The organism is Dyella sp. AtDHG13 (genome assembly GCF_003201105.1).
GTDB lineage: Bacteria > Pseudomonadota > Gammaproteobacteria > Xanthomonadales > Rhodanobacteraceae > Dyella > Dyella jiangningensis_B.
Genome location: NZ_QICJ01000011.1, coordinates 133269 through 154905, shown reverse-complemented (window position 1 = coordinate 154905; position 21637 = coordinate 133269). Strand labels below are relative to the sequence as shown.

Below are 21637 nucleotides of genomic sequence, written 5' to 3'. Positions count from 1 at the left end.
CATGAAGCGACTGCTCCGCCTGTGGTGCCTGTGCCTGCTCGCCATCGGCGCATCCGCGCACGCGCAGCAGGCGGTGCTGTTCGACTGGTTCGACTATCAGGGACACGACGCGACCTTCGCGCAGCCGCTGCCGCCCGGCCACTACCGCAATCCCGTGCTGGCCGGGTTCTATCCCGACCCCAGCGTGGTGCGGGCGGGCGACGCGTTCTATCTGGTCAACTCCAGCTTTGCCTATCACCCCGGCATTCCCGTGTTCGAGAGCCGCGACCTCGTGCACTGGAAGCCCGTCGGGCACGTGATAGCCAAGCCCGCGCCGCTGGATTTCGATGGCCTGAACATGTCGCGCGGCGTATTCGCGCCAGCCATCGCCTATCACGACGGCACCTTCTACGTGGTCAACACGGCGATGGATGCGGGCGGCAATTTCATCGCCACCGCGAAGCAGGCTGGCGGCCCGTGGTCCGACCCGATGTGGTTGAAGGACGTGGAGGGCATCGACCCTTCGCTGTTCTTCGACGACGATGGCAAGGCCTACCTGCTCAACAACGGCGCGCCGCAAGGCAAGCCCTTGTACGCGGGGCATCGCGCGATCTGGCTGCAGCAGATCGACCTTGCCCGCGGTGCGATGGTCGGCGAGCGCAAGGTGATCCTTAACGGCGGCACCAACCTGTCGAAGAAGCCCATCTGGATCGAGGGCCCGCACCTCTACAAGCGCGACGGCTGGTATTACCTGATGTGCGCCGAGGGCGGCACGGGACCGCAGCATTCCGAAGTGGTGCTGCGCAGCCGTTCCCTGTGGGGTCCTTACGTTTCGTACGAGGGCAATCCCATCCTGACCCAGCGCGATCTTCCCGCCGATCGCGCCAACCCCATCGTCAACGCGGGCCATGCGGACCTGGTGGAAGCGGCGGATGGCAGCTGGTGGGCGGTGTTTCTCGCCAGCCGCACCTATGACGGCACGCACTACAACACCGGGCGCGAGACCTTTGTGCTGCCGGTGACGTGGAAGGACGGATGGCCAGTCATTCTTCCGAAAGGGACGTCCATTCCGCAGATGCCGAAAGGTCCCGCGTTCATGCAAGGCGACGCCACGCAGGCGCCGTTGAGCGGCAACTTCGACTGGCGCGACGATTTCGACGCGCCCACGCTGAAGACGGAATGGATGTTCGTGCGCACGCCGAAGCAGGCGTGGGCGGACCTCGCCTCGCATCCGGGCAAGCTGGCCATCCATCCGCTGGCGGAAGACCTGGATAGCTTGCGTAATCCTTCGTTCCTCACGCGCCGCCAACAGCATCTTGCGTTCGACGCCAGCACGTCGCTGGCGGTGCCTAAGGATGACGGCGTGGAAGCGGGCATCGCCGCGTTCCAGAACGAGCGCTACTGGTACGCGATGGGCGTGCGGCGCGAGGGCGATCACCTGCTGCTGTCGTTGCGGATGCATCGCGGCAACGATGTGGCCACGATCGCCCATGCGGAGCTGCCGGCGAACGTGGGCACATTGAAGTTGAAGATCACTGGGGATGGCGGCGTGTATGGCTTTGCCTACGACGCCGGCACCGGTTGGACATGGCTGGACGGCCACGCCGACGGCACGGTGCTCAGCACCAACCTGGCGGGCGGTTTCATCGGTGCGACGGTGGGGCCGTATGCCCGCCGCCTGGCGCACGAGTGATGCGGATACGAAGGGGAAGCGGGATGAGCGTGAAGCGAATGAGCCACGGAACGTTGCGTGTGCTGCTGGCATCGTTGCTGGCTACCGGCCTGCCATGGCCGGACACGGCCCTGGCCGATCAGGCGCAGCCCGCCCCTGCGGCGAAGCCCATCTATCTCGATCTCGATCGCAGCTTCGAGGAACGCGCCGCGGATCTCGTCTCGCGCATGACGCTGGAGGAGAAGGTCGCGCAGATGCAGAACGCGGCCCCGGCCATCCCGCGCCTGGGCGTGCCTGCCTACGACTGGTGGAACGAGGCGCTGCATGGCGTGGCGCGTGCGGGGCAGGCCACTGTCTTCCCGCAGGCCATCGGCCTGGCGGCGACGTTCGATACCTCGTTGATGGCGCGGGTGGCCGACGCCATCAGCGACGAGGCGCGCGCCAAGCACCAGGAATTCCTGCGCCGCGATATGCACGGCCGCTACCAGGGCCTTACCTTCTGGTCGCCGAACATCAACATCTTCCGCGATCCGCGCTGGGGCCGCGGGCAGGAAACCTATGGCGAGGACCCGTACCTCACCGCGCGCATGGGCGTGACCTTCGTGCGTGGCCTGCAGGGCGACGATCCGACCTATCGCAAGCTCGACGCCACGGCCAAGCATTTCGCCGTGCACAGCGGGCCGGAGTCCGAGCGCCATCGCTTCGACGTGCATCCAAGCGAGCGCGATCTCTACGAAACCTATCTGCCCGCGTTCCAGGCGCTGGTGCAGGAAGGCAAGGTCGATGCGGTGATGGGCGCGTACAACCGCGTCAATGGCGAATCGGCCTCGGCCAGCCAGCGCCTGCTGCAGGACGTGTTGCGCAAGGACTGGGGCTTCCACGGCTACGTGGTATCCGATTGCGATGCGGTGGAGGACATCTACCTTCACCACCAGATCGTGCAGACGGCGGAACAGGCGGCGGCGCTCGCGGTGAAGAAGGGCGACGACCTCAACTGCGGCCACACCTACGCCGCGCTCGCCAAGGCCGTGCACGAGGGCCTGATCAGCGAGAAGGAGATCGATGCGTCGCTGCAACGCCTGATGCTGGCGCGCTTTCGCCTGGGCATGTTCGATCCGCCCGAGCGCGTGCGCTGGGCGCGCATTCCCTACTCGGCGAACCAGTCGCCGGAACACGATGCATTGGCGCGCCGTGCTGCCGATGAATCCATCGTGCTGCTGAAGAACGATGGCGTGCTGCCGCTGTCGCGCACGTTGCGGCGCATCGCAGTGATCGGGCCCACCGCGGACGACGTCACCGCGCTGCTCGGCAACTACCACGGCACGCCGGCCGCGCCTGTCACCATCCTGCAGGGCATCCGTCGTGCGATGCCGCAGGCCGAGGTGACGTACGTCAAGGGCGCCACCCTCGTGGAAGGCTTCGACGAGCAGAGCGGCTTTCCGCTGATCGACGCGACCGCGCTGCAGCCGTCCGCCGATTCCGCCGAGCATGGCCTGAAGGGCGAGTATTTCCGCGACACCGATCTCGCCGGTGCGCCGGTGATCACGCGGGTGGACCAGAAGCTGGCGTTCCGCTGGGACCACAGCGCGCCGACCGACGACTTGGTCGTGCGCGGCGAACTGCCAGCCGCGCAGGCGCTGGATCCCACGCGCTTCAGCGTGCGCTGGAGCGGCCAGCTCGTACCGCCACGGTCGGGACGCTACGAACTGAGCGCAGCGGCCGCGCAACGCTATCGCCTTTACGTCGACGGCCGCCTGCTGCTGGATGCGTGGGATGCGAACAAGGCCACGAAGGCGACCAGCGTTCCGGTCGACCTGCAGGCCGGCAAGGCCTACGACATCCGCCTGGAATACGCCAAGGCCGACCACAACGCCGACGTGCGGCTCGCCTGGCGCGCGCCGGGTGCCAAGCCGCCATTCGAGGAGGCGATGGATGCGGCGAAGCAAGCCGATGCCATCGTCTTCGTCGGCGGCCTCAACAGCGACGTCGAAGGCGAGGAAATGAAGGTGAACTACCCCGGCTTCGCCGGCGGCGACCGCACCGACCTGCGCCTGCCCGCGACGCAGGAAAAGCTGCTCGAAGCCTTGCGCGGCACCGGCAAGCCGGTGGTGCTGGTGCTGACCTCAGGCTCGGCGCTTGCCATCGACTGGGCGCAGCAGCATCTTCCCGGCGTCGTGCTGGCCTGGTATCCGGGCCAGCGCGGCGGCGACGCCGTGGCTGACGTGCTGTTCGGCGAAACCAATCCCTCCGGACGCCTGCCGGTGACGTTCTACCGCGCGGACGAGCAGCTACCCGCCTTCGACGATTACCGCATGGACGGCCGTACCTACCGCTACTTCAAGGGCACGCCGCTGTATCCGTTCGGCTACGGCCTGTCGTACACCACCTTCGGCTACTCCGACATCCAGCTGGATCAGGCGAGCGTGCGCGCGAACGGACAACTGAAGGTGACGCTGAAGGTGAAGAACACCGGCAAGCGCGCGGGCGACGAAGTGGTACAGCTCTACCTTCGTTCCACGCATGCGGGCCCATGGCGTTCCAACAAGGAGCTGCGCGGCTTCCAGCGCGTGAGCCTCCAGCCGGGCGAAGAGAAGACCGTATCCTTCGCCGTGGCGCCGCACGATGCGCTTCGCTATTACGACGATGCGCGCCACGCCTATGCTGTGGACCCCGGCCGCTACGAGGTGCAGGTGGGCGCCTCCAGCGCCGATATCCGCTTGACCGCGCCGTTCGACGTGCGCGACTGAGGAACCTTCATGAGCAAGCCATCCCGCGTCGTCTTCTTTGGTGAGCTGCTGCTGCGGCTGTCGCCGCCCGGCAACGAGATGCTGCTGCAGTCGGCGCGCCTCGATGCCCGCTTTGGTGGCGCCGAGGCGAATGTCGCCGCGTCGCTTGCGCTGTTCGGCCATCACAGCGTGATGGTCAGCGCGCTGCCTGACCAGGCCATCGGCCACGCCTGCGCCGGCGAACTGCGGCGCCACGGCGTGGATACCTCGGCGCTGCGTTTCGCCGAAGGCCGCATGGGCGTGTACTACCTCACGCCGGGCGCCATGCATCGCCCGTCCGAGGTGATCTACGACCGCGCGGGCTCGGTATTCGCCACCACGCCGGCGGAAGCGTATGACTGGCCGCGCCTGCTCGAGGGCGCGCAGTGGCTGCATCTGTCGGGCATCAACCTCGCCTTGTGCGAAGCCACCGCGCAGGCGGCGATGGTTGCCGTCAGCGCCGCGCGTTCGCTGGGTGTGCGGGTGTCGTTCGATGGCAACTTCCGCGGCAAGCTTTGGGGTGCGCGGGCCGCGGAAGCGCCGGCCTGGCTGCGCCGGATCATGGCGGAAGCCGACCTGATCTTCGGCGGCGATCGCGACATCGCGCTCGCGCTGGAGATGGCATTTCCCCAGCCGCAGGCGGACGCGCGTTTCCACGCCGCCGCCTGCGCTGCTTTTTCCGCATTCCCCCACCTGACGTACATCGCCGCCACCGAGCGGCGTCACGCCAGCGTGGACGACCAGCATCTTGGCGGCCTGCTGGCGACGCGTGAGCGCGCCTTCTACACGACCGAGCACCACTCGCTCACCGGTATCGTCGATCGCATTGGCGGCGGCGACGCGTTTGCCGCGGGCCTGCTGCACGGTTTGCTGCGCGAGATGCCGGAGCAGGCCGCGCTGGACTTCGCCGTGGCCGCCGCCTGCCTGAAACACTCCGTGCCGGGCGACGTGAATCTGGTGCGGGAGGCCGACGTGCAGGCGTTTCTGAAGCAGGAAGGTTTCGAGGTAAGGCGTTGATGGTCGAGCAGCATCACCTTCCGCGTCTTTCGGCGCGCGCGCTGGAACACCTGCCTGCAGCTATCCAGCGGCCGAACTACGACATCGGCGCGGTGCGCATTGGCATCGTGCACATCGGCGCCGGCGCGTTTCATCGCGCGCATCAGGCGGTCTACGTGGACGACCTGTTGGCGGATCATCCGGATTGGGCGATCTGCGGTGTGTCGCTGCGCAGCCACGACGTGCGCGACGCGCTGCAGCCGCAGGACGGGCTCTACACCCTGGCCTTGCTGGGCGAGCGGAGCCGATTGCGCGTGATCGGTGCGATCCGCGAATTGCTCTGCGCAGCCGATGAACCTCACGCGGTGCTGGCGCGCCTCGCCGACCCCGCCGTTCGGCTGGTCACGCTCACGGTGACGGAGAAGGGCTATTGCCTCGTTGGCGAAGATCTCGACCTTGCCCACCCCGACATTGTGCAGGACCTTGCTTCGCCGTCCTCGCCACGCAGCGCCATCGGTTACGTGGTGGCCGGCCTGCACGCGCGCTGGCGGGCCGGCACGGCGCCCTACACCGTGCTCAGTTGCGACAACCTCGCCGGCAACGGCCACAAGCTGCGCCACGCGGTGCTGCAGTTTGTGGAATTGCAGGACACCGCGTTCGCGGCGTGGATCGACGCGAACGTCGCCTTTCCCTGTTCCATGGTCGACAGCATCACGCCGGCGACCGATGACGCGCTGCGCGAGCGGGTGCGAACCGCCCTGGGCTGCGAGGACGCGTGGCCCATCCAGCGCGAGGAGTACACGCAATGGGTGGTGGAGGACCGCTTCTGCAACGACCGTCCGCCGTTCGAAGATGTCGGCGTCACCCTGAGTACTGATATCGCCGGCTATGACCGTGCCAAGCTGCGCCTGCTCAACGGCGCGCACTCGTCACTGGCGTATCTGGGATCGCTGATGGACATCGACAGCGTCGCCGACGCCATGCGCGAGCCGTTGCTGGCCGGCTTTGTCGAGCGGCTGATGCGCGAGCACATCGCACCGGCCATCATGCTTCCCGAGGGCCTGAATGCCATCGGCTACATCGACGCGATACTCGGCCGCTTCCGCAATCCGTCCATCCGCCATCGCCTTTCGCAGATCGCGTGGGACGGCTCGCAGAAATTACCGGTGCGCCTGTTGAGCACCATCGGCGAATCGCTGGTGCAGGGGCGCAGCATCGACGCGTTGTGTCTGCCCATCGCGGCGTGGATGCATTTCGTGCGGCGACAGGCATCGCGTGACGTGGCACTGGTCGATCCGATGAACGAGGCCTTGATCGCGGTCGGCAAGACTTGCACGGGGCAGGCGAGCCACGATGTGCCGCGGTTCCTCTCCCTGGATGCCGTATTCATGCCGCTGTCGCACGATGAACGTTTCGTCGCGGCTCTGCATCGTGCCTACGACCGTCTTGGCGATGCTGGCCGCGGAGCAGTCGAGCATGCGTTGTCTGCATGCTGACGTTGAAGGGACATAAGCGAATGAGAGAGCAGGCGATGTGGAAGGGAACGAGGCGCTGGTTCGCCATCGCGGGTTTCGCGGCGTGTCTGTTCACTGCGGCGCACGCCGCCGAGTTGCCGCGGGTATCGCTGCAGAACGGCGCCAGCCGGCTTATCGTGGACGGCAAGCCCTTCGTGATGTTCGGCGGCGAACTGGGCAACTCGTCGGCGGGTACGGCCGAGCAGGCGGACGACATCCTGCCGCGCCTGGCCAGCCAGCACGTCAACACCGTGCTGATGCCCGTCGCGTGGGAGCAGATCGAGCCCGTCGAGGGACGCTTCGACTTCCGCATTCTCGATCACTGGATCGACGTGGCGCGAAGCCAGCGGCAGCATCTGGTGCTGCTGTGGTTCGGCAGCTGGAAGAACGGTTTCTCCGAATATGCGCCCGCTTGGGTAAAGGCCGATGCGGTGCGCTTCCCGCGCGCCCGCGCTGTGGATGGCACGCCGCTGGAAATCCTCTCCACCTTCGGCGCGGAAACGCAGCGGATGGACAGCCGCGCCTTCGCCGCCCTGATGGAACACCTGCGCCAGAAGGACACGCAGCAGACCGTGCTGATGGTGCAGGTGGAAAACGAAGTCGGCGTGGTGAGCGAGCGCCGCGACCGCTCCGATGCGGCCAACCAGGCGTTCCGCGGCGAGGTTCCGCCGTCGCTGGTGTCGGCGTTGCAGGCCGAGCGCGCGCAACTGACGCCGGAGCTGGGCGCGCATTTCAACCCGCAAGGCCGTACCTGGAGCGAAGTGTTCGGCGATGCCGTCGACGAGGTGTTCATGGCATGGCGCTATGCCACGTATATCGATGGTGTCGCGCAAGCAGGCAAGGAGAAATACGCGCTGCCGATGTACCTCAACGTGCAGTTGCCTGCCTTCCTTGAGCGTGCCGGCGAATATCCCAGTGGCGGGCCGCACCCGTACTTCCAGCAGGTCTACCGCGCGGTCGCCACGCATATCGACCTCTATTCTCCCGACATCTATTGGCCGGAATTCGAGTACTGGGTAAAGCGCTACCAGTCCCTGGGCAACCCGATATTCATTCCCGAGGCCAAGCTCGAAGCCTCGCCCTACAACGCGCTGTTTTCCTATGGCGAAGCGAAGGCGTTCGGCTTCTGCCCGTTCGGCATCGACAGCGTGCCCAAGACGGACAAGGGCGATGCCGAGCGACCTTTGATCGTGCAGGTATACGCCGCGCTCGAGTCACTTGGCGACCTGCTTCCCGCCGCCCAAGCCGATGGCCGCACGCGCGCGCTGGTACTGCACGCCGGCAGTCCCCGCCCTACGCAGACGGTGGCGCTGGGCGGCTATCTGTTCTCCGGCACCTTGTCGCGTTCATGGCCGAAGAAGGAGTTGCTGACGGACGACGGCGCGATGCTGGTGCTGCAGAGTGGCGCGGACGAGTTCTATGTCATTGGGAGCGGGCTGACGGTGAGTGTGGCGCGTGATCCGGATGTGGATGCGCGCGTGGCGGGTATCGCCAGCATCGAGGAAGTGGAGCGCAGTGGTGCGGACTGGAAGGTGCTTCGCAGGCTGAATGGGGATCAGAGCAATCAGGGGCGGCAGTTGATGATGGATCCGAAGGTGTTTCGGATTTATCGATTGCGGTTGAACGCGATTACGCGGTGATTTGGTGGTGGGTTGCTGCGGTGTGAGGGGCTAGTGGTGTGGTTGTTGGCCTGATGGATACGGAACGGGTGCGTGGTGCCTCAGTTCTTCTCCCTCTCCCCTTTGAGGAGAGGGTTGGGGTGAGGGGCGGGTGCTCGCCTCACCGCTTCATTCTTTAGCCGTCATCCCTGCTTTAGCCGTCATCCCGGCGTAGGCCGGGATCCAGTTTCGGTAGTGGCCGGTTGTCGCGTAGAGGTTGATGGGCTCTTTATCAACGCTTTCGCGATCTGGCCGCCTACGCGGCGGGCGTTCCGAACCGCTGCCGCGGTCCGGGTCACTTTCTCTTGCTTGCCCAAGAGAAAGTAACCAAAGAGAAGGGCCCCCCGGAATCGGCGCCTATCGGGCAAAGCCCGATAGGTCCGCGGACGGGTTGCGGGGTTTGTCGACAGGGCATCCTGCCCTGACGACAAACTGGCTCGCATCCTTGCGAGCCACCCTGCGGGCTATTCCTTCACCCGCCCGCCGCCTCATACGGGGACCCGGAAGATCAAGAGCCAGAGCCGACGGCTCGTGCCGCTGCGCGGCACTTCGCGTCGTGGCAGGCGCGGAGCGCCTGTCCTGGAGCTTGTTCAAAATCTCCGGAGCGACACCGGTTCCCTCACCGTCATCCCCGCGAAAGCGGGGATCCAGCGACTTTACGCACTGCGAGAAGGCTTAAAGACACTGGATCCCCGCTTTCGCGGGGATGACGGTGAGGCGAAATGTGGACTCACGCGAGATTTGAACAGGCAGCTAAGAGCAGGAGTGAGGCGTTGTATCGGAGTGTCGTGTTCCGGAAATGGAATGCCGCGCTATCGGAATGGCTTGCCACAAGGCGGCGAGTTCTCCAAAACGGCCGGGAAGCGTAGCGTCCCCTTTACCTAGCCTCAGCGATCGGAAAGCGTAGCGCACGCTGCTTTAAGCCCTCTGCGCCACGGCGCGTTGCGAAGCGCTCCAAACTACCCGCTGTGTAGCGGCGAAGGTTGCCAAGCCACAACGCACCTCACCCGTTCGGGCTTATCCCTTCGTAATGCTGCGGGCGTTGGCTCTGAAGGGCATTTTCTTTCGGTTACTTTTCTTTTGGGCCAGCAAAAGAAAAGTGACTCGAGCGTCGGCAGACGATCGAAACGCCCGCCGCGTAGGCGGCCCGGTCGCGGAAGCGCCAAAAAAAATGCCGACCACGCGACAACCCAGCGCAAAGTCACTGGATTCCTGCCTTCGCAGGAATGACGGCTAAAGCATGAGGCGGTGCGGCAAGGTTGCCTTCAGCACTCTAAAAGTGATCATGCAGGTGACTTCCTACACGCCCTCAAGAGAAGAACACCAACAACCCGCACCACACCATCACCACAACCCAACCACCCCTACAACCTATACGCCCACTTCGGCAATCGATAAGCCAGATCCACCACTACCTCCGCCGCCTCATCCTCATCCATGCGGTGCTCCGCCACCAGCTTGGCCAGGAACGCGCAATCGACGCGCCGCGCCACATCGTGACGTGCCGGGATCGACAGGAAGGCACGTGTGTCGTCGTTGAAGCCCACCGTGTTGTAGAAGCCGCCGCTGCTCAGGGTTTGTTCGCGGAAGCGCCACATGCCTTCGGGCGCGTCGTGGAACCACCAGGCGGGGCCGAGGAACAGCGCGGGGTAGTGGCCGGCGAGGGGCGCCAGTTCGCGGCTGTAGGTGCTTTCGTCCAGGGTGAACAGCAGCAGTTGGAAGCCCGGTTCGTTGCCGTAGCGGTCGAGCAGGGGTTTCAGGGCGTGGACGTATTCGGTGCGCAGCGGGATGTCCGCGCCTTTGTCACGCCCGAACCGTTCGAACAGCGCGCGGTTGTGGTTGCGGAAGCAGCCGGGGTGGATCTGCATCACCAGGCCGTCATCCAGGCTCATCGCGGCCATCTCGGTGAGCATCTGCGCGCGGAACAGTTCGGCTTCCTCGGGCGATGCGTGGCCGCGAATCACCTTGTCGAACAGGCGTTCCGCTTCGTGGCGTGAGAGATCGGCCGTCGCCGCGCTGGGGTGGCCGTGGTCGGTGGAGGTGGCGCCCATGCTGGCGAAATAGGCGCGACGCTGGCGATGCGCGCGCAGGTAGCCGTCCCAGCGATAGACGTCCTCGCCGGTGATGTCGCCGAAGGCGCGCAGGGCATCGGGAAACTGTTCGTGCTCCGGATCGATCGCCGGATCGGGACGGTATGCGGTGATCACGCGGCCAGCCCAGCCGCTGTCGCGGATGGCAGCATGGTGCTGCAGCGGATCGAGCGGCGATTCGGTGGTGGCGATCAGTTCGATGTTGAATCGCTCGAACAAGGCGCGCGGCCGGAACGCGGCGGTGGCGAGTGCTTCGTTGATGTGGTCGTAGTAGAGGTCGGACGTGCTGGCATCGAGCCGCACGCGCAGGCCGAATACGTCGTGGAATACGTGGTTGAGCCACATCGACGAGGGTGTGCCGCGAAACAGATGAAAGCGGCTGGCGAAGACGCGCCAGGCCTCGCGCGGGTCGACCTCGGCCCGCGAGCCGTCGCGACGTGGAATGCCCAGGGCATCGAGCGAAACGCCCTGGCTGTAGAGCATGCGGAACACGTAGTGGTCCGGCACCAGCAGCAGTTCCGTGGCGTTGGCGAAGGCCTGGTTGTCCGCAAACCACGAGGGGTCGGTGTGGCCGTGCGGGCTGATGATCGGCAAGCCGCCGACCTGGCCGTAAAGGCGCCGCGCGATGGCGCGCTGCGTGGGGTCCGAGGAAAACAGTCGGTCGTCGTGAAGCGTGAGGGCTTGCGGTTGGGTGGTCATGGCGGGCGAGGCTCAACGTGGGTCGTGCATGGAGGTTGCCGGGGCGGTCGGCTGGTCGGCGCGCGCGTGGCCAACATACTGGCGCAGCCAGGCCAGCGCCGGGCGTTCGCTGCCATCCTTGCGCAGCAGGTAGGCGCCTTGCCTGTCGCGCCACAGGCCGGGGCGGAAACCCCACAGCGTGATGCCGGCGACGTCGGGGTGTTCCCAGAACACGGGGAACACGCGTTGGTAGTCCTTGAGTTGCTGGTCGTCGGTGGGGCCGTCGATATCCATTTCGGTTACGTAGATCGGCAGGCCGGTGGCGGCGAGCCGGTCCAGGTTGGCGCGGTGCACGGATATGGGCACGTCGTTCCTGGTTTCGAAGGCGTGCTCCTGCAGGCCGATGCCATCGATCAAGCCATCCTGCTGCAGCAGCTTCACGATGGCGAGATAGCGCTGCGTGTTGGCATCGCTGTGGGTGATGTCGTAGTCGTTGATAAGCAGCTTCGCGCGGGGAAAACGCTCGCGGGCAAGGCGGAACGCCGTGACGATCCAATCCCAGCCGCTCGCGCCCTTGCCGCCCAGCGCATCCATGTAATGACCGCCATCCTTGCGCTTGCCGCTGGGCGGATGATGCAGGGGTTCGTTCACCACTTCGACGAAGTCGAGGTCGGGATAGCGCGCGGCAACCGCATCGAACCACGACTCGATGGCGTGTCGCTGCTCATCGGCGGGCAGCTTGCGCAGCCATGTCGGCTGCTGCTCGCCCCACACCAGCACGTGTAGATGGAATGGAAAGTGGTGGGCCTTGGCGAAGTTGTAAGCATCGTCCAGCGCGGACCAGTCCCTCTGCCCACGCACGGCCTCCACGCTGCCCCACTTGCCGGCGTTCTCGGGCGTCACCTTGTTCCAGTATTCGGCGAAATCCGGCGCTTGCGCCGCGCCATAGGCGCTGCCAAGAAACTTGGGTTGCGCTTGGGCGATGGGCGTGCCGGCGGCAGCGAGTGCCGGTGCGAAGGCAAGCAGTACAGACAGCAGGAATGCGTTGCGCATGGCTCAGGAAACCTTTGCGTTGTCGGCGTGATCGAGCACGACCGGTTCGAGGCGAGGCACCAGCCACTGCACCACGACCCACGCGAGCACATAGGCGCCGCCCGCCATGAGGAATACCGGCACGTAACTGCCCGTGGCCTGCAGCAACAATCCGATGACGGTGGAGATCAGCATGCCGCCCACCGCGCCCGCGAAACCGCCGATGCCGACCACGGAGGCCACGGCGCGCCGCGGGAACAGGTCGGACGTGAGCGTGTAGACATTGGCGGACCAGCCCTGGTGGCCCGCGGTGGCGAGCCCCACCAGCACGACGGCGAGCCAGAGGTTGTCGGCCTTCGCGGCGAACATCACCGGCAGGATCAGCGTCACGCAGATCAGCATGGACGTCTTGCGTGCACGGTTCACGCTCATCCCGCGCCGGATCAGGGCGCCGGCCAGCCAGCCGCCGGCGATGCTGCCGGCGTCGGCGAGCAGAAAGATGGTGATCAGCGGTGCGCCCAGCTCCAGCAGGCCCAACCCGTATTGCGCATGCAGGAACTTGGGCAGCCAGAACAGGAAGAACCACCAGATCGGATCGGTGATGAACTTGGCTGCCGCGAACGCCCAGGTCTGGCGATAGCGCAGCAATTGCGCCCACGGTACGCGCGGCGTCGGCACCGCGGGTTCCGTGCCGATGTGCGCGCGTTCCGCCGCGGACAGGCGCGGTTCCTGGTCCGGCGTGCGATAGGTGCGCAGCCAGAGCGCCAGCCAGGTGGCGCTGAGCGCTCCCGTGCAGAGGAAGGCGGCCTGCCATCCCCATTGCGCCGCAACAATCGGCACCAGCAGCGGCGCCGCTATCGCACCGATATTGGAGCCCGAGTTGAAGATGCCCGCGGCGAGCGCGCGCTCGCGCTGGGGAAACCATTCGGCCACCGCCTTGATCGCCGCGGGGAAGTTGCCGGCCTCGCCAAGGCCCAGCGCAAAGCGCGCGATGGCGAAGCTGATCACGCCGGTGGCGAGCGAATGGCTCATCGCCGCGAGGCTCCAGATGCCGATGGCGATGGCATAGCCGATGCGCGTGCCGAAGCGGTCGATCACCGCGCCCGCGCACAACAGGCCGATGGCGTACGCGGCCTGGAACGACGTGACGATGCTGCTGTACTGCACCTCGCTCCAGCCCATTTTTTCCTGCAGGAATGGCGCGAGCACGCCCAGCACCTGGCGGTCGATGTAGCTGATCGTGGTGGCCGCCAGTAGCAGCGCGCAGATGCGCCAGCGGTAGTTGCCGATCTTCGCCGATGGCGCGGCGGTGGCCGCGCCGCGCTCGTTGCGCGCATGCGCCATGGCGTCGCGCGTGTGCTCTGCTCGCCTCATCCCGTCCCCATCGGCGTCGCCATCAAAATTGATAGCGCTACCATTATTGTCACCGCCTTCGCCGAATGTCACTTTCGTTTCGTTGTGCGGATGCACATCGCAAAAATGCCTGTTTAGGCCGACTTTCAGGCCTATTTCGTCATACCTGAAGGGCATGCTGCCCTGCAGCGTGCGGGTCGATATTGTTAGCGCTACCTTTTCTCCGCGCCGAGACGGGAGGCATGGTCCGGCGGAGGATTTGCAGCACATCTAAGGAATCGGCGGGCGCCCAACGGGCGCTCGGGGGGCGATTTCGCCAACAGAATCGAGAGGGGAGTATGGTGCAGGCCCGTATCGCTAGAACCGTGTTGTCGCATGCGTTGAGTCTTGCCTTGCTGGGCGTGGTTGGGACCGCGCAGGCGCAGGATGCGACCGCATCGCAGACACCGTCCCAGACGCCGTCGCAGAATCCGGCCAAGCCGCAGGACAAGAAGGCGGCCACCACCGACGGACAGAACGCCAACACGCAGAACCCCGAGCAGACCAAGACGCTCGGCGCCGTGAACGTGAGCGGCAGCTACCGCAACAGTATCCAGTTCCAGACCGACGCCAAGCGCGACGCCACCAACGTCACCGATTCGGTGTACGCCGAAGACATCGGCAAGTTTCCCGACACCAACATCGCAGAGTCGCTGAACCGCGTACCGGGCGTGCAGTTGACGCGCGACGTCGACGGCGAAGGCGTGAACGTGCAGATCCGCGGCTTGGGCACCGACTTCACCAAGATCATGCTCAACGGCGACCAGCTCGCCGTGGCGTCCGCTGGCGGCCTGAACTCGCAGAACCAGAACCGCGAGGTCGATCTGGACCTGTTGCCCACCGAGTTCTTCACCCAGCTCACGGTCAACAAGACGCCGACGCCCAGCATGACCGAAGGCGGCGTGGCCGGCGTGGTCGACATGCGCACCACGCGTCCGTTCGACAATCCGGGCACGCACCTGACGTACTCGCTGCAGGGCCAGTACCAGTCCATCGGCAAGGACGTGAAGCCGCGCGGCTCGCTGATCGGCAGCTGGACCAACAAGGAAGGCACCTTCGGCGCGACGGTGGGCTACACCGCGTCCAAGAGCGACTACGACGTGCAGGGCTTCGAAACCGTGGGCTGGACCACGCCGCAACTCACCGCCGCGCAGTGCGGCAACGCCAGCGGCCATTGCAGCCCGGCGGGCGGCAGCTGGGTCATTCCCGGCACGGTGCCGGCCAATGCGGGCCTGGGCCTGACGCAGGGTCAGGCCATCAACAACGCCTGGCTGCTCGCGCACAACCCAGGCCTGACCACCGCGCAGCTCGCCAACGCGCTCATCCCGCGACTGGGCCGCGATGCTTACACGCACGGCACCAACGACCATCAATCGGCCATGGCCTCGTTCGAGTGGCGGCCGAGCGACGCAGCGCATTTCTACCTGGATACGCTGTTCTCGCAGAAAGAGAAGCACTTCGACCGCCTGGACATGAACCTGATCGGCCGCAGCGGACAGCTGATCCCGACCAACATGCAGGTCGACCAGAACGACGTGGTCACCCAGGCCAACTTCGCCAACGCGCAGTACTTCCTGGAAGACCGCCCGTACGACCAGCACACCAAGTTCTACAACATCAACCCGGGCGGCACGCTGCTGCTGGGTTCCGATGGCGACGTGAAGCTGGATTTCCAGGCCTACACGCAGCGCAGCTGGTACCGGCAGTACGCACCGTCGATCGACGTGCAGACCCCGCTGAACCAGAACATCTCGGTGAACTACAACAACACCGGCGGCCAGTACCCGACCATCACGCCCAGCGTGAACCTCAACGATCCGAACCTGGGCTGGCAGTACTACCGCGTCAACATCCAGAACGAAACGCGCACCACCGACAACAAGGGCACCCGCTGGGACCTGCAGTGGGGCGACGACAGCAACAACCTGCGCACCGGCATCGCGTACGACGACATCAGCCGCCAGATCAAGGCCTACGACAACTCGGCGGCCTGGGCCAGCGCCGTGCAGGCCGCTGTGGGCGCCAATGGCTGGTCGCAGTACATCAAGCCGGGCAAGGATGGCTTCATCGCCATCGACTATGCCGCGCTGATGGCGGCGACCAACTACGACTACCTCAACGCCACCGCGCCGCTCACCACGGCGGCGGCCAGCGGCGCCAACGCGGGCAACATCGAGGAACGCACCTGGGCGTGGTACCTCGAAGGCAACGGCAAGTGGGACCTGGGCGGCCACGAGCTGCGCGTCAACGGCGGCGTGCGCCACGCGGCCACCGACCAGACCATTGCCGGCCCCTCCAGCATCGGCGGACAGCTGCAGTACGTCACGCTGAAGAACACCTACGGCTACTACCTGCCGTCGTTCAACGCCGCCTTCAATGCCACCGACGACGTGGTGCTGCGACTGGCCGCGTCGCGCTCGCTGACGCGCCCCGATCCCAGCGCGATGGTGCCCAACACCAACTTCAGCGACCCGGCGGCGGAAATCGCCACGCAGGGCAACCCGAAGCTGGCGCCGTACCTGTCCACCAACCTCGACTTCGGCGGCGAGTGGTACACCGGCAACGAGGGCTACCTCGCGCTGGATCTGTTCGGCAAGCGCATCAAGGGCTTCACGGTCAGCGGCACCAACCTGGTTCCGTTCTCCCAGATGGGCATTCCGTTCTCCTCGCTCACCGACACGCAGCAGCAGGCGATCAACCTGCGCGGCGGCCCGTCGCAGGCGATGGTGCAGGTGTCGCAGCAGGTTAACGCGGACGGCACGCTGTTCATCAAGGGCGCGGAAGCGAACTGGGTGCAGCCGCTGGATTTCGTGGTGAAGGGCCTGGGCGTGCAGGCGAACTACACCGTCACCTCGCAGAAGAGCATCGGCAGCGGTGTGCCGGCGCAGGCCATTGGTGTGTCTCCGCACACCTATAACGTGACCACGTACTGGGAAAACTACGGCGCGATGGTTCGCCTGTCCTACACCTGGAACTCGGCGCAGGTCAGCTCCACCGCGAACCAGAACGGCCTGCCTTTCGCGCAGATCAAGACGGACGCTCGCGGCCAGCTGGACCTTTCCGCCAGCTACCAGTTCGCGCAGTGGATGTCCAAGCCGACGCTGACCTTCAACGTGATCAACATGACCAAGGCCAACTTCCGCCAGACGCTCACGTACAACAACGCGGCGTATACGTACTACACGCCGGGCTATACGATCATGCTGGGCATACGCGGGACGTTCTGATCGGCGCTCGTGCATGAAACATCCGCGGCCCGCCCGGCGTTCTCCGCCGGCCGGGCCGCGACGTGTGGCGGGTCGGCACTTCGGTGGCGCGTCACCTTGTTTCTGACCTGTCGTGGTATCGAAAGACGCGCATGAACAACTCTTCGCAATCGTTATCGGTCATCGAGAAGATCGGCTACAGCCTCGGCGACCTCGCCGCGAACCTGATCTTCCAGACGCTGGTGACCTTTCTGGCGTTCTTCTACACCGACGTGTTCCGCATTCCGGCGGGCACGGCGGCGGCCATCATCTTCGTGGTGGGGCTGCTCGGCGCCTTCGTGTTCACGCCGGTGATGGGCCTGGTGGCGGATCGCACGCGCACGCGCTGGGGCAAGTTCCGTCCTTGGGTGCTGTGGACGGCGGTGCCGTTTGGTGCGCTGTCGCTGCTGGCCTTCAGTACGCCGTCGCTCAGCGTGGAGGGCAAGATCACCTACGCCATGGCGACCTATACGCTGCTGGTGCTGGTGTACGTGGCCAATAATCTGCCTTATGCGGCGCTGAGCGGCGTGCTCACCGGCAGCATGGCCGAGCGCAACAGCCTGTCGTCGTACCGCTTCGTGGCGGTGATGATCGCGCAGTTCGTCATCCAGGTGCTGCTGCTGCCGCTGGTGCTGATTCTCGGCGACGGTGACAAGGCGCGCGGTTTCCACAATACCATGACGATCTTCGCCGTCGTCGGCACGGTGTTCTTCCTCATCACCTTCTTCACCACGCGCGAGCGCATCGTGCCGGCGAAGGAGCAGTCGTCCAGCGTCGGCGAGGATCTCGGCGACCTGCTGCGCAACCGGCCGTGGCAGATCATGCTGGCCATCACCGTGCTGCTGTTCATCAACCTCGCGTTGAAGGGCGGCATGTACATCTATTACTTCAAGTACTACCTGGACGGCACACAGCTGGCCGCCTTCCTCGACAGGGTCGGGTTCAATGCCTTCATCGCGGGCTTGAACCACGCCTTGGCCGGCGCGGGACTCACCGAGTTCCGCTGGCCCAAGGACGCGCCGACTTCCGCCTTCAGCGTGTTCAACGCGCTGGGCATCATCTTCATGATCGTCGGCATCGGCTTTTCCAAGCGGCTGGCGGACCGGTTCGGCAAGCGCGACGTATTCGGCGGCGCACTGTTTGCCTCCACGCTGTTCCTGTTGGCGTTCTGCGCGTATCCGCCCGATGCGATCGGCCTGGTGGTGCTGTCCTACGTTTTTCACGGCTTCTTCTACGGCATCACCATTCCACTGCTGTGGGCGATGATCGCGGACGTGGCGGACTACTCGGAGTGGCGCAACCGGCGGCGCGCCACGGCCATCATCTTCTCGGCGATGCTGTGCGGATTGAAGGTGGGCCTGAGCGTGGGTGGCGCGCTGGTGGCCGGCATCCTCGCGCACTACGGCTACGTGGCGGAGGCGGCGACGCAATCGCCCGCCGTGGTGAACGGTATCCGCCTCACCGTCAGCGTGTTCTGCTCCCTGCCCTTCCTGCTCGCGGTGGCGCTGCTGTTCCTGTACCGCATCGACAAGTCCCTGGAGCTGCGCATCGAGCAGGAACTGGGCGCGCGCCGCCTGGCCGCGGCCTCCTGAAACCGCATATCGGAATCCTTGCATGACGGATGAAACGACCCCGGACGATCTGTCGTCGCTGGCCGCCAGGGCCATTTCCCAGCCGCTGGTGACGCACATCTACACGGCCGACCCGTCGGCGCATGTGTTCGAGGGCAAGATCTACATCTACCCTTCGCACGACATCGAGGGCGGCGTGCCCTTCAACGACAACGGCGACCATTTCTGCATGGAGGACTACCACGTCTTCCGCATGGATTCGCCGGACAGCGAAGCTATCGATTGCGGCGTCGCGCTACATGTGAGGGACGTGCCCTGGGCCCAACGGCAGATGTGGGCGCCCGATGCCGCCGCGAAGGATGGTCTTTATTACCTCTATTTTCCTGCCAAGCGCGCCAATGGTTTGTTCCAGATCGGCGTGGCGGTGGGCGAGCGCCCGGAAGGTCCGTTCGTGCCTGAGCCGGAGGCCATCGCCGGCAGCTATTCCATCGATCCGGCCGTGTTCGGTGATGACGACGGCGCGTTCTATATGGTCTTCGGCGGTATCTGGGGCGGCCAGCTGCAGAAGTACCGCGACAACAGCTATGCGGAAGCGAACGAGGAACCGGCATCGCACGAGCCGGCGCTCGGTCCCCGCATCGCCCGGCTGAGCGATGACATGAAGCAGTTCGCCGAATCGCCGCGTGAGATCGTCATCCTCGACGAGGCCGGCGAACCGCTGCGTGCGGGCGACCATGCGCGGCGTTATTTCGAAGGGCCGTGGATGCACACGTATCGCGGCACCTACTATCTCTCGTACTCCACCGGCGACACGCACCTGCTGTGCTATGCGACCGGCGACCATCCGTACGGCCCCTTCACCTACCGGGGCACCATCCTCAGCGAAGTCGTCGGCTGGACCACGCACCACTCGATCTGCGAGATCGACGGCAAGTGGTACCTGTTCTATCACGACGCCCTGCTGTCGGGCGGCGTCACGCACCTGCGTTCGATCAAGATGACGGAGCTCACGTACGAGGCCGACGGCAGCATCCGACGCATCGATCCCTATGGCGGTGCACGTGGATAGTGCGCTGGCGCCGATGGCTCCCGGCGAGTTGTTGCATATCGGGCGCGGCAGCCTGAGCGTGGTGATCGCGCCATCGGCAGGCGGGCGCGTGGCGCAGATTCGCTACGCGGGCGCCGAGTGGCTGGTGGGCCACGACGATGGCCATCCGGAGATGATCGCGTGGGGCAGCTATCCGATGCTGCCCTGGGCGGGGCGCATCCGGCACGGTCGATTCGGCTTCGATGGACAGCGTTTCGCTTTGCCGCTCAACCTGGGCGCGCACGCCATCCACGGCGTGGGCTTTGCGGCGCCCTGGCAGGTGGATGCCCACGGCACGCATGAAGCCGCCTTGTCGCTGGCCTTGCCGGAAGACGCGCGTTGGCCCTTCGGCGGCATGGCGCGCCAGCGTTTCCACGTCTCGGAACATGCGCTGCGCATGGAGCTTGCCGTGACGGCGGGCGCGCACGGCATGCCGGTGACGCTGGGCTGGCATCCCTGGTTCCTCAAACCGGATCGCCTGGTGTTCACGCCGGCACGCGCCTATCCGCGCGACGACGAAGGCATCGCGTGCCTGCCGCTGGTCGATCCACCACTGCCGCCGTGGGATGATTGCTTCGTCAACGCCCAACCGGTGGAGCTGCATCGCGCCGGGCAGGCATTGCGCCTGACCTCCAATTGCGATCATTGGGTGGTCTACGACGAACCGGCGCACGCGACCTGCGTGGAACCGCAGACCGGGCCGCCCGATGCCGTCAATCTCGGCCTGGCGCACTACCTCGCGCCGGGCGAAACGCTCTCCGCGTGGTTCCAGCTGGACTGGCTATAACGGGGCGGCATGCGGGCGAGGCGTTAGAATGCCCGCATGCATATCTTCAAAGAATTCCACATCGAGGCGGCCCACCGCCTGCCGAACGTGCCTCCGGGCCACAAGTGCGCGCGGCTGCACGGCCATTCCTTCCGCATCGAGATCCACGTCGAGGGCGAGCCCGACCCCACGCTGGGCTGGGTGATGGACTTCGCCGACGTCAAGGCCGCGTTCGCGCCGCTGTTCGACCAGCTTGATCATCATTACTTGAATGACATCGAGGGCCTGGAGAACCCGACCAGCGAAATGCTCTGCCGCTGGATCTTCAAGCGCCTGCAGCCGGCCTTGCCGGGCCTGGACAAGGTGGTCGTGCACGAGACCTGTACCTCCGGTGCCAGCTGCAGCCGCGCCAGTTTTTGACGCGTCGCAGTATCCTGGCGTTTGACTGTAATGGATTGGTAATCTTGAATTTTTTGAGTCAGATCGATCCATTCAGGAAAATTATATTGCATTGCACAAAATGACTTGATAGGGTGTATGCCACTACCCCCAATCCCGCCGAGGGACCAAGTCATGACGCAGCAATTGAATGCCCAGGTTTTTGCTTACGCCAAGCAGCTTGCCGACAGCGCCTTCAAGGCCCAGTCGGTGGCCCTCAAGGGCCTGGAGCAGGTCGCCGAACTGCAGATCCGCGCGCTGGAGAAGCAGTCCGAAGCCGCCGCCGAGTTCATCAGCGGCGCCCTGGAAACCCGTGATGTCGACGGCCTGCGCGCCCTGTGGGAAAAGGCTGCCGCCGCCGGCCGCGAAAACGCCGAGCGCGCCGTCGCCGTCACCCAGGAAATCATCGCCGTGACGCAGAAGACCGCCGAGTCGCTGAGCGCGCTCGTGCAGGAGCAGCAGCAGGCCGCCAACGACGCCGTGTCGGCGCCGGTGGCCGCTGTGAAGAAGGCCGCCGCGGCCGCCAAGTAAGACCGTTTGCAGACGCAGCGCCTCTTCCCCCCAGTTGCGTCAAAGGGCCGGACGGATGTCCGGCCCTTTTTCTATCCGCGATTTCTCACGATCCAAGGGATTCGTGAACGAAATCGCCGTTGACAAGATGCCGCGGCAAGCGCGGCTTGTCGCTCTAAATGCCTCGCTGATATACTTTTTGGGATTGGACCGTGGCCCGTAGCTGGTTCGGTGCCGCCTAGAG

The 21637-nt window shown here is 65.4% G+C and carries 14 protein-coding genes; 11 read left to right on the top strand and 3 right to left on the bottom strand.

Going from position 1 to position 21637, the window contains the following annotated elements; all coding sequences use genetic code 11:
- Nucleotide 1 precedes the first annotated feature (1 nt).
- From BDW41_RS17845 to BDW41_RS17825, 5 genes are read left to right on the top strand one after another with little or no spacing between them, the layout of a single operon-like run.
- On the top strand, nucleotides 2-1672 hold the full coding sequence (locus BDW41_RS17845; RefSeq protein ID WP_074550120.1) for a glycoside hydrolase family 43 protein: 1671 nt from the start codon (nucleotides 2-4) through the stop codon (nucleotides 1670-1672).
- 23 nt (nucleotides 1673-1695) lie between these two features.
- Complete coding sequence (locus BDW41_RS17840; protein ID WP_083337712.1) at nucleotides 1696-4398, top strand: beta-glucosidase; 2703 nt, start codon at nucleotides 1696-1698, stop codon at nucleotides 4396-4398.
- A gap of 9 nt (nucleotides 4399-4407) precedes the next feature.
- On the top strand, nucleotides 4408-5433 hold the full coding sequence (locus tag BDW41_RS17835) for a sugar kinase (protein WP_074550122.1): 1026 nt from the start codon (nucleotides 4408-4410) through the stop codon (nucleotides 5431-5433).
- Nucleotides 5433-6908, top strand: coding sequence for a mannitol dehydrogenase family protein (locus BDW41_RS17830; protein ID WP_074550124.1), 1476 nt, complete (start codon nucleotides 5433-5435; stop codon nucleotides 6906-6908). The genes BDW41_RS17835 and BDW41_RS17830 overlap by 1 nt, the downstream gene beginning before the upstream one ends.
- A 35-nt stretch (nucleotides 6909-6943) precedes the next feature.
- Nucleotides 6944-8566, top strand: coding sequence for a DUF5597 domain-containing protein (locus BDW41_RS17825; RefSeq protein ID WP_083337713.1), 1623 nt, complete (start codon nucleotides 6944-6946; stop codon nucleotides 8564-8566).
- 1382 nt (nucleotides 8567-9948) lie between these two features.
- Here the strand turns inward: BDW41_RS17825 and uxaC are convergent.
- The 3 genes from uxaC to BDW41_RS17810 are packed head-to-tail and all read right to left on the bottom strand — an operon-like array spanning nucleotide 9949 to nucleotide 13728.
- Nucleotides 9949-11373 carry a glucuronate isomerase gene (uxaC, locus tag BDW41_RS17820; protein WP_074550125.1) on the bottom strand — a complete coding sequence of 475 codons (1425 nt, stop codon included), beginning with the start codon at nucleotides 11371-11373 and terminating at the stop codon, nucleotides 9949-9951.
- Nucleotides 11374-11385: 12 nt separating this feature from the next.
- Entirely contained in the window at nucleotides 11386-12405 is a 1020-nt protein-coding gene (locus BDW41_RS17815) for an endo-1,4-beta-xylanase (protein ID WP_074550127.1), read from the bottom strand.
- Nucleotides 12406-12408: 3 nt separating this feature from the next.
- Nucleotides 12409-13728 carry an MFS transporter gene (locus tag BDW41_RS17810; RefSeq protein WP_110301650.1) on the bottom strand — a complete coding sequence of 440 codons (1320 nt, stop codon included), beginning with the start codon at nucleotides 13726-13728 and terminating at the stop codon, nucleotides 12409-12411.
- Nucleotides 13729-14078: 350 nt separating this feature from the next.
- Between BDW41_RS17810 and BDW41_RS17805 the strand changes: the two genes are divergently transcribed.
- The 6 genes from BDW41_RS17805 to BDW41_RS17780 all read left to right on the top strand — a co-directional run bounded on the left by BDW41_RS17805 (nucleotide 14079) and on the right by BDW41_RS17780 (nucleotide 21414).
- Nucleotides 14079-17003 carry a TonB-dependent receptor gene (locus tag BDW41_RS17805; RefSeq protein WP_074550357.1) on the top strand — a complete coding sequence of 975 codons (2925 nt, stop codon included), beginning with the start codon at nucleotides 14079-14081 and terminating at the stop codon, nucleotides 17001-17003.
- A gap of 131 nt (nucleotides 17004-17134) precedes the next feature.
- Nucleotides 17135-18613 (top strand): MFS transporter, encoded by a 1479-nt coding sequence (locus BDW41_RS17800; protein WP_074550129.1) that lies wholly within the window; start codon nucleotides 17135-17137, stop codon nucleotides 18611-18613.
- Nucleotides 18614-18635: 22 nt separating this feature from the next.
- Nucleotides 18636-19661 carry a glycoside hydrolase family 43 protein gene (locus tag BDW41_RS17795; RefSeq protein ID WP_074550131.1) on the top strand — a complete coding sequence of 342 codons (1026 nt, stop codon included), beginning with the start codon at nucleotides 18636-18638 and terminating at the stop codon, nucleotides 19659-19661.
- Complete coding sequence (locus tag BDW41_RS17790; RefSeq protein WP_343125770.1) at nucleotides 19654-20466, top strand: aldose epimerase; 813 nt, start codon at nucleotides 19654-19656, stop codon at nucleotides 20464-20466. Before BDW41_RS17795 ends, BDW41_RS17790 begins: the two co-directional genes overlap by 8 nt.
- Nucleotides 20467-20502: 36 nt before the next feature.
- Nucleotides 20503-20865 (top strand): 6-carboxytetrahydropterin synthase QueD, encoded by a 363-nt coding sequence (gene queD, locus BDW41_RS17785; protein WP_074550135.1) that lies wholly within the window; start codon nucleotides 20503-20505, stop codon nucleotides 20863-20865.
- Nucleotides 20866-21018: 153 nt separating this feature from the next.
- Nucleotides 21019-21414, top strand: a complete 396-nt coding sequence (locus BDW41_RS17780) for a phasin family protein (RefSeq protein WP_074550137.1) — start codon at nucleotides 21019-21021, stop codon at nucleotides 21412-21414.
- The last annotated feature ends 223 nt before the right edge of the window (nucleotides 21415-21637 follow it).

Bases quoted from the DNA above. Each gene is read 5' to 3' on its own strand.
- BDW41_RS17845 (WP_074550120.1), top strand. From the start codon at position 2: ATGAAGCGACTGCTCCGCCTGTGGTGCCTGTGCCTGCTCGCCATCGGC.
- BDW41_RS17840 (WP_083337712.1), top strand. From the start codon at position 1,696: ATGAGCGTGAAGCGAATGAGCCACGGAACGTTGCGTGTGCTGCTGGCA.
- BDW41_RS17835 (WP_074550122.1), top strand. From the start codon at position 4,408: ATGAGCAAGCCATCCCGCGTCGTCTTCTTTGGTGAGCTGCTGCTGCGG.
- BDW41_RS17830 (WP_074550124.1), top strand. From the start codon at position 5,433: ATGGTCGAGCAGCATCACCTTCCGCGTCTTTCGGCGCGCGCGCTGGAA.
- BDW41_RS17825 (WP_083337713.1), top strand. From the start codon at position 6,944: ATGTGGAAGGGAACGAGGCGCTGGTTCGCCATCGCGGGTTTCGCGGCG.
- uxaC (WP_074550125.1), bottom strand. From the start codon at position 11,373: ATGACCACCCAACCGCAAGCCCTCACGCTTCACGACGACCGACTGTTT.
- BDW41_RS17815 (WP_074550127.1), bottom strand. From the start codon at position 12,405: ATGCGCAACGCATTCCTGCTGTCTGTACTGCTTGCCTTCGCACCGGCA.
- BDW41_RS17810 (WP_110301650.1), bottom strand. From the start codon at position 13,728: ATGGCGCATGCGCGCAACGAGCGCGGCGCGGCCACCGCCGCGCCATCG.
- BDW41_RS17800 (WP_074550129.1), top strand. From the start codon at position 17,135: ATGAACAACTCTTCGCAATCGTTATCGGTCATCGAGAAGATCGGCTAC.
- BDW41_RS17795 (WP_074550131.1), top strand. From the start codon at position 18,636: ATGACGGATGAAACGACCCCGGACGATCTGTCGTCGCTGGCCGCCAGG.
- queD (WP_074550135.1), top strand. From the start codon at position 20,503: ATGCATATCTTCAAAGAATTCCACATCGAGGCGGCCCACCGCCTGCCG.
- BDW41_RS17780 (WP_074550137.1), top strand. From the start codon at position 21,019: ATGACGCAGCAATTGAATGCCCAGGTTTTTGCTTACGCCAAGCAGCTT.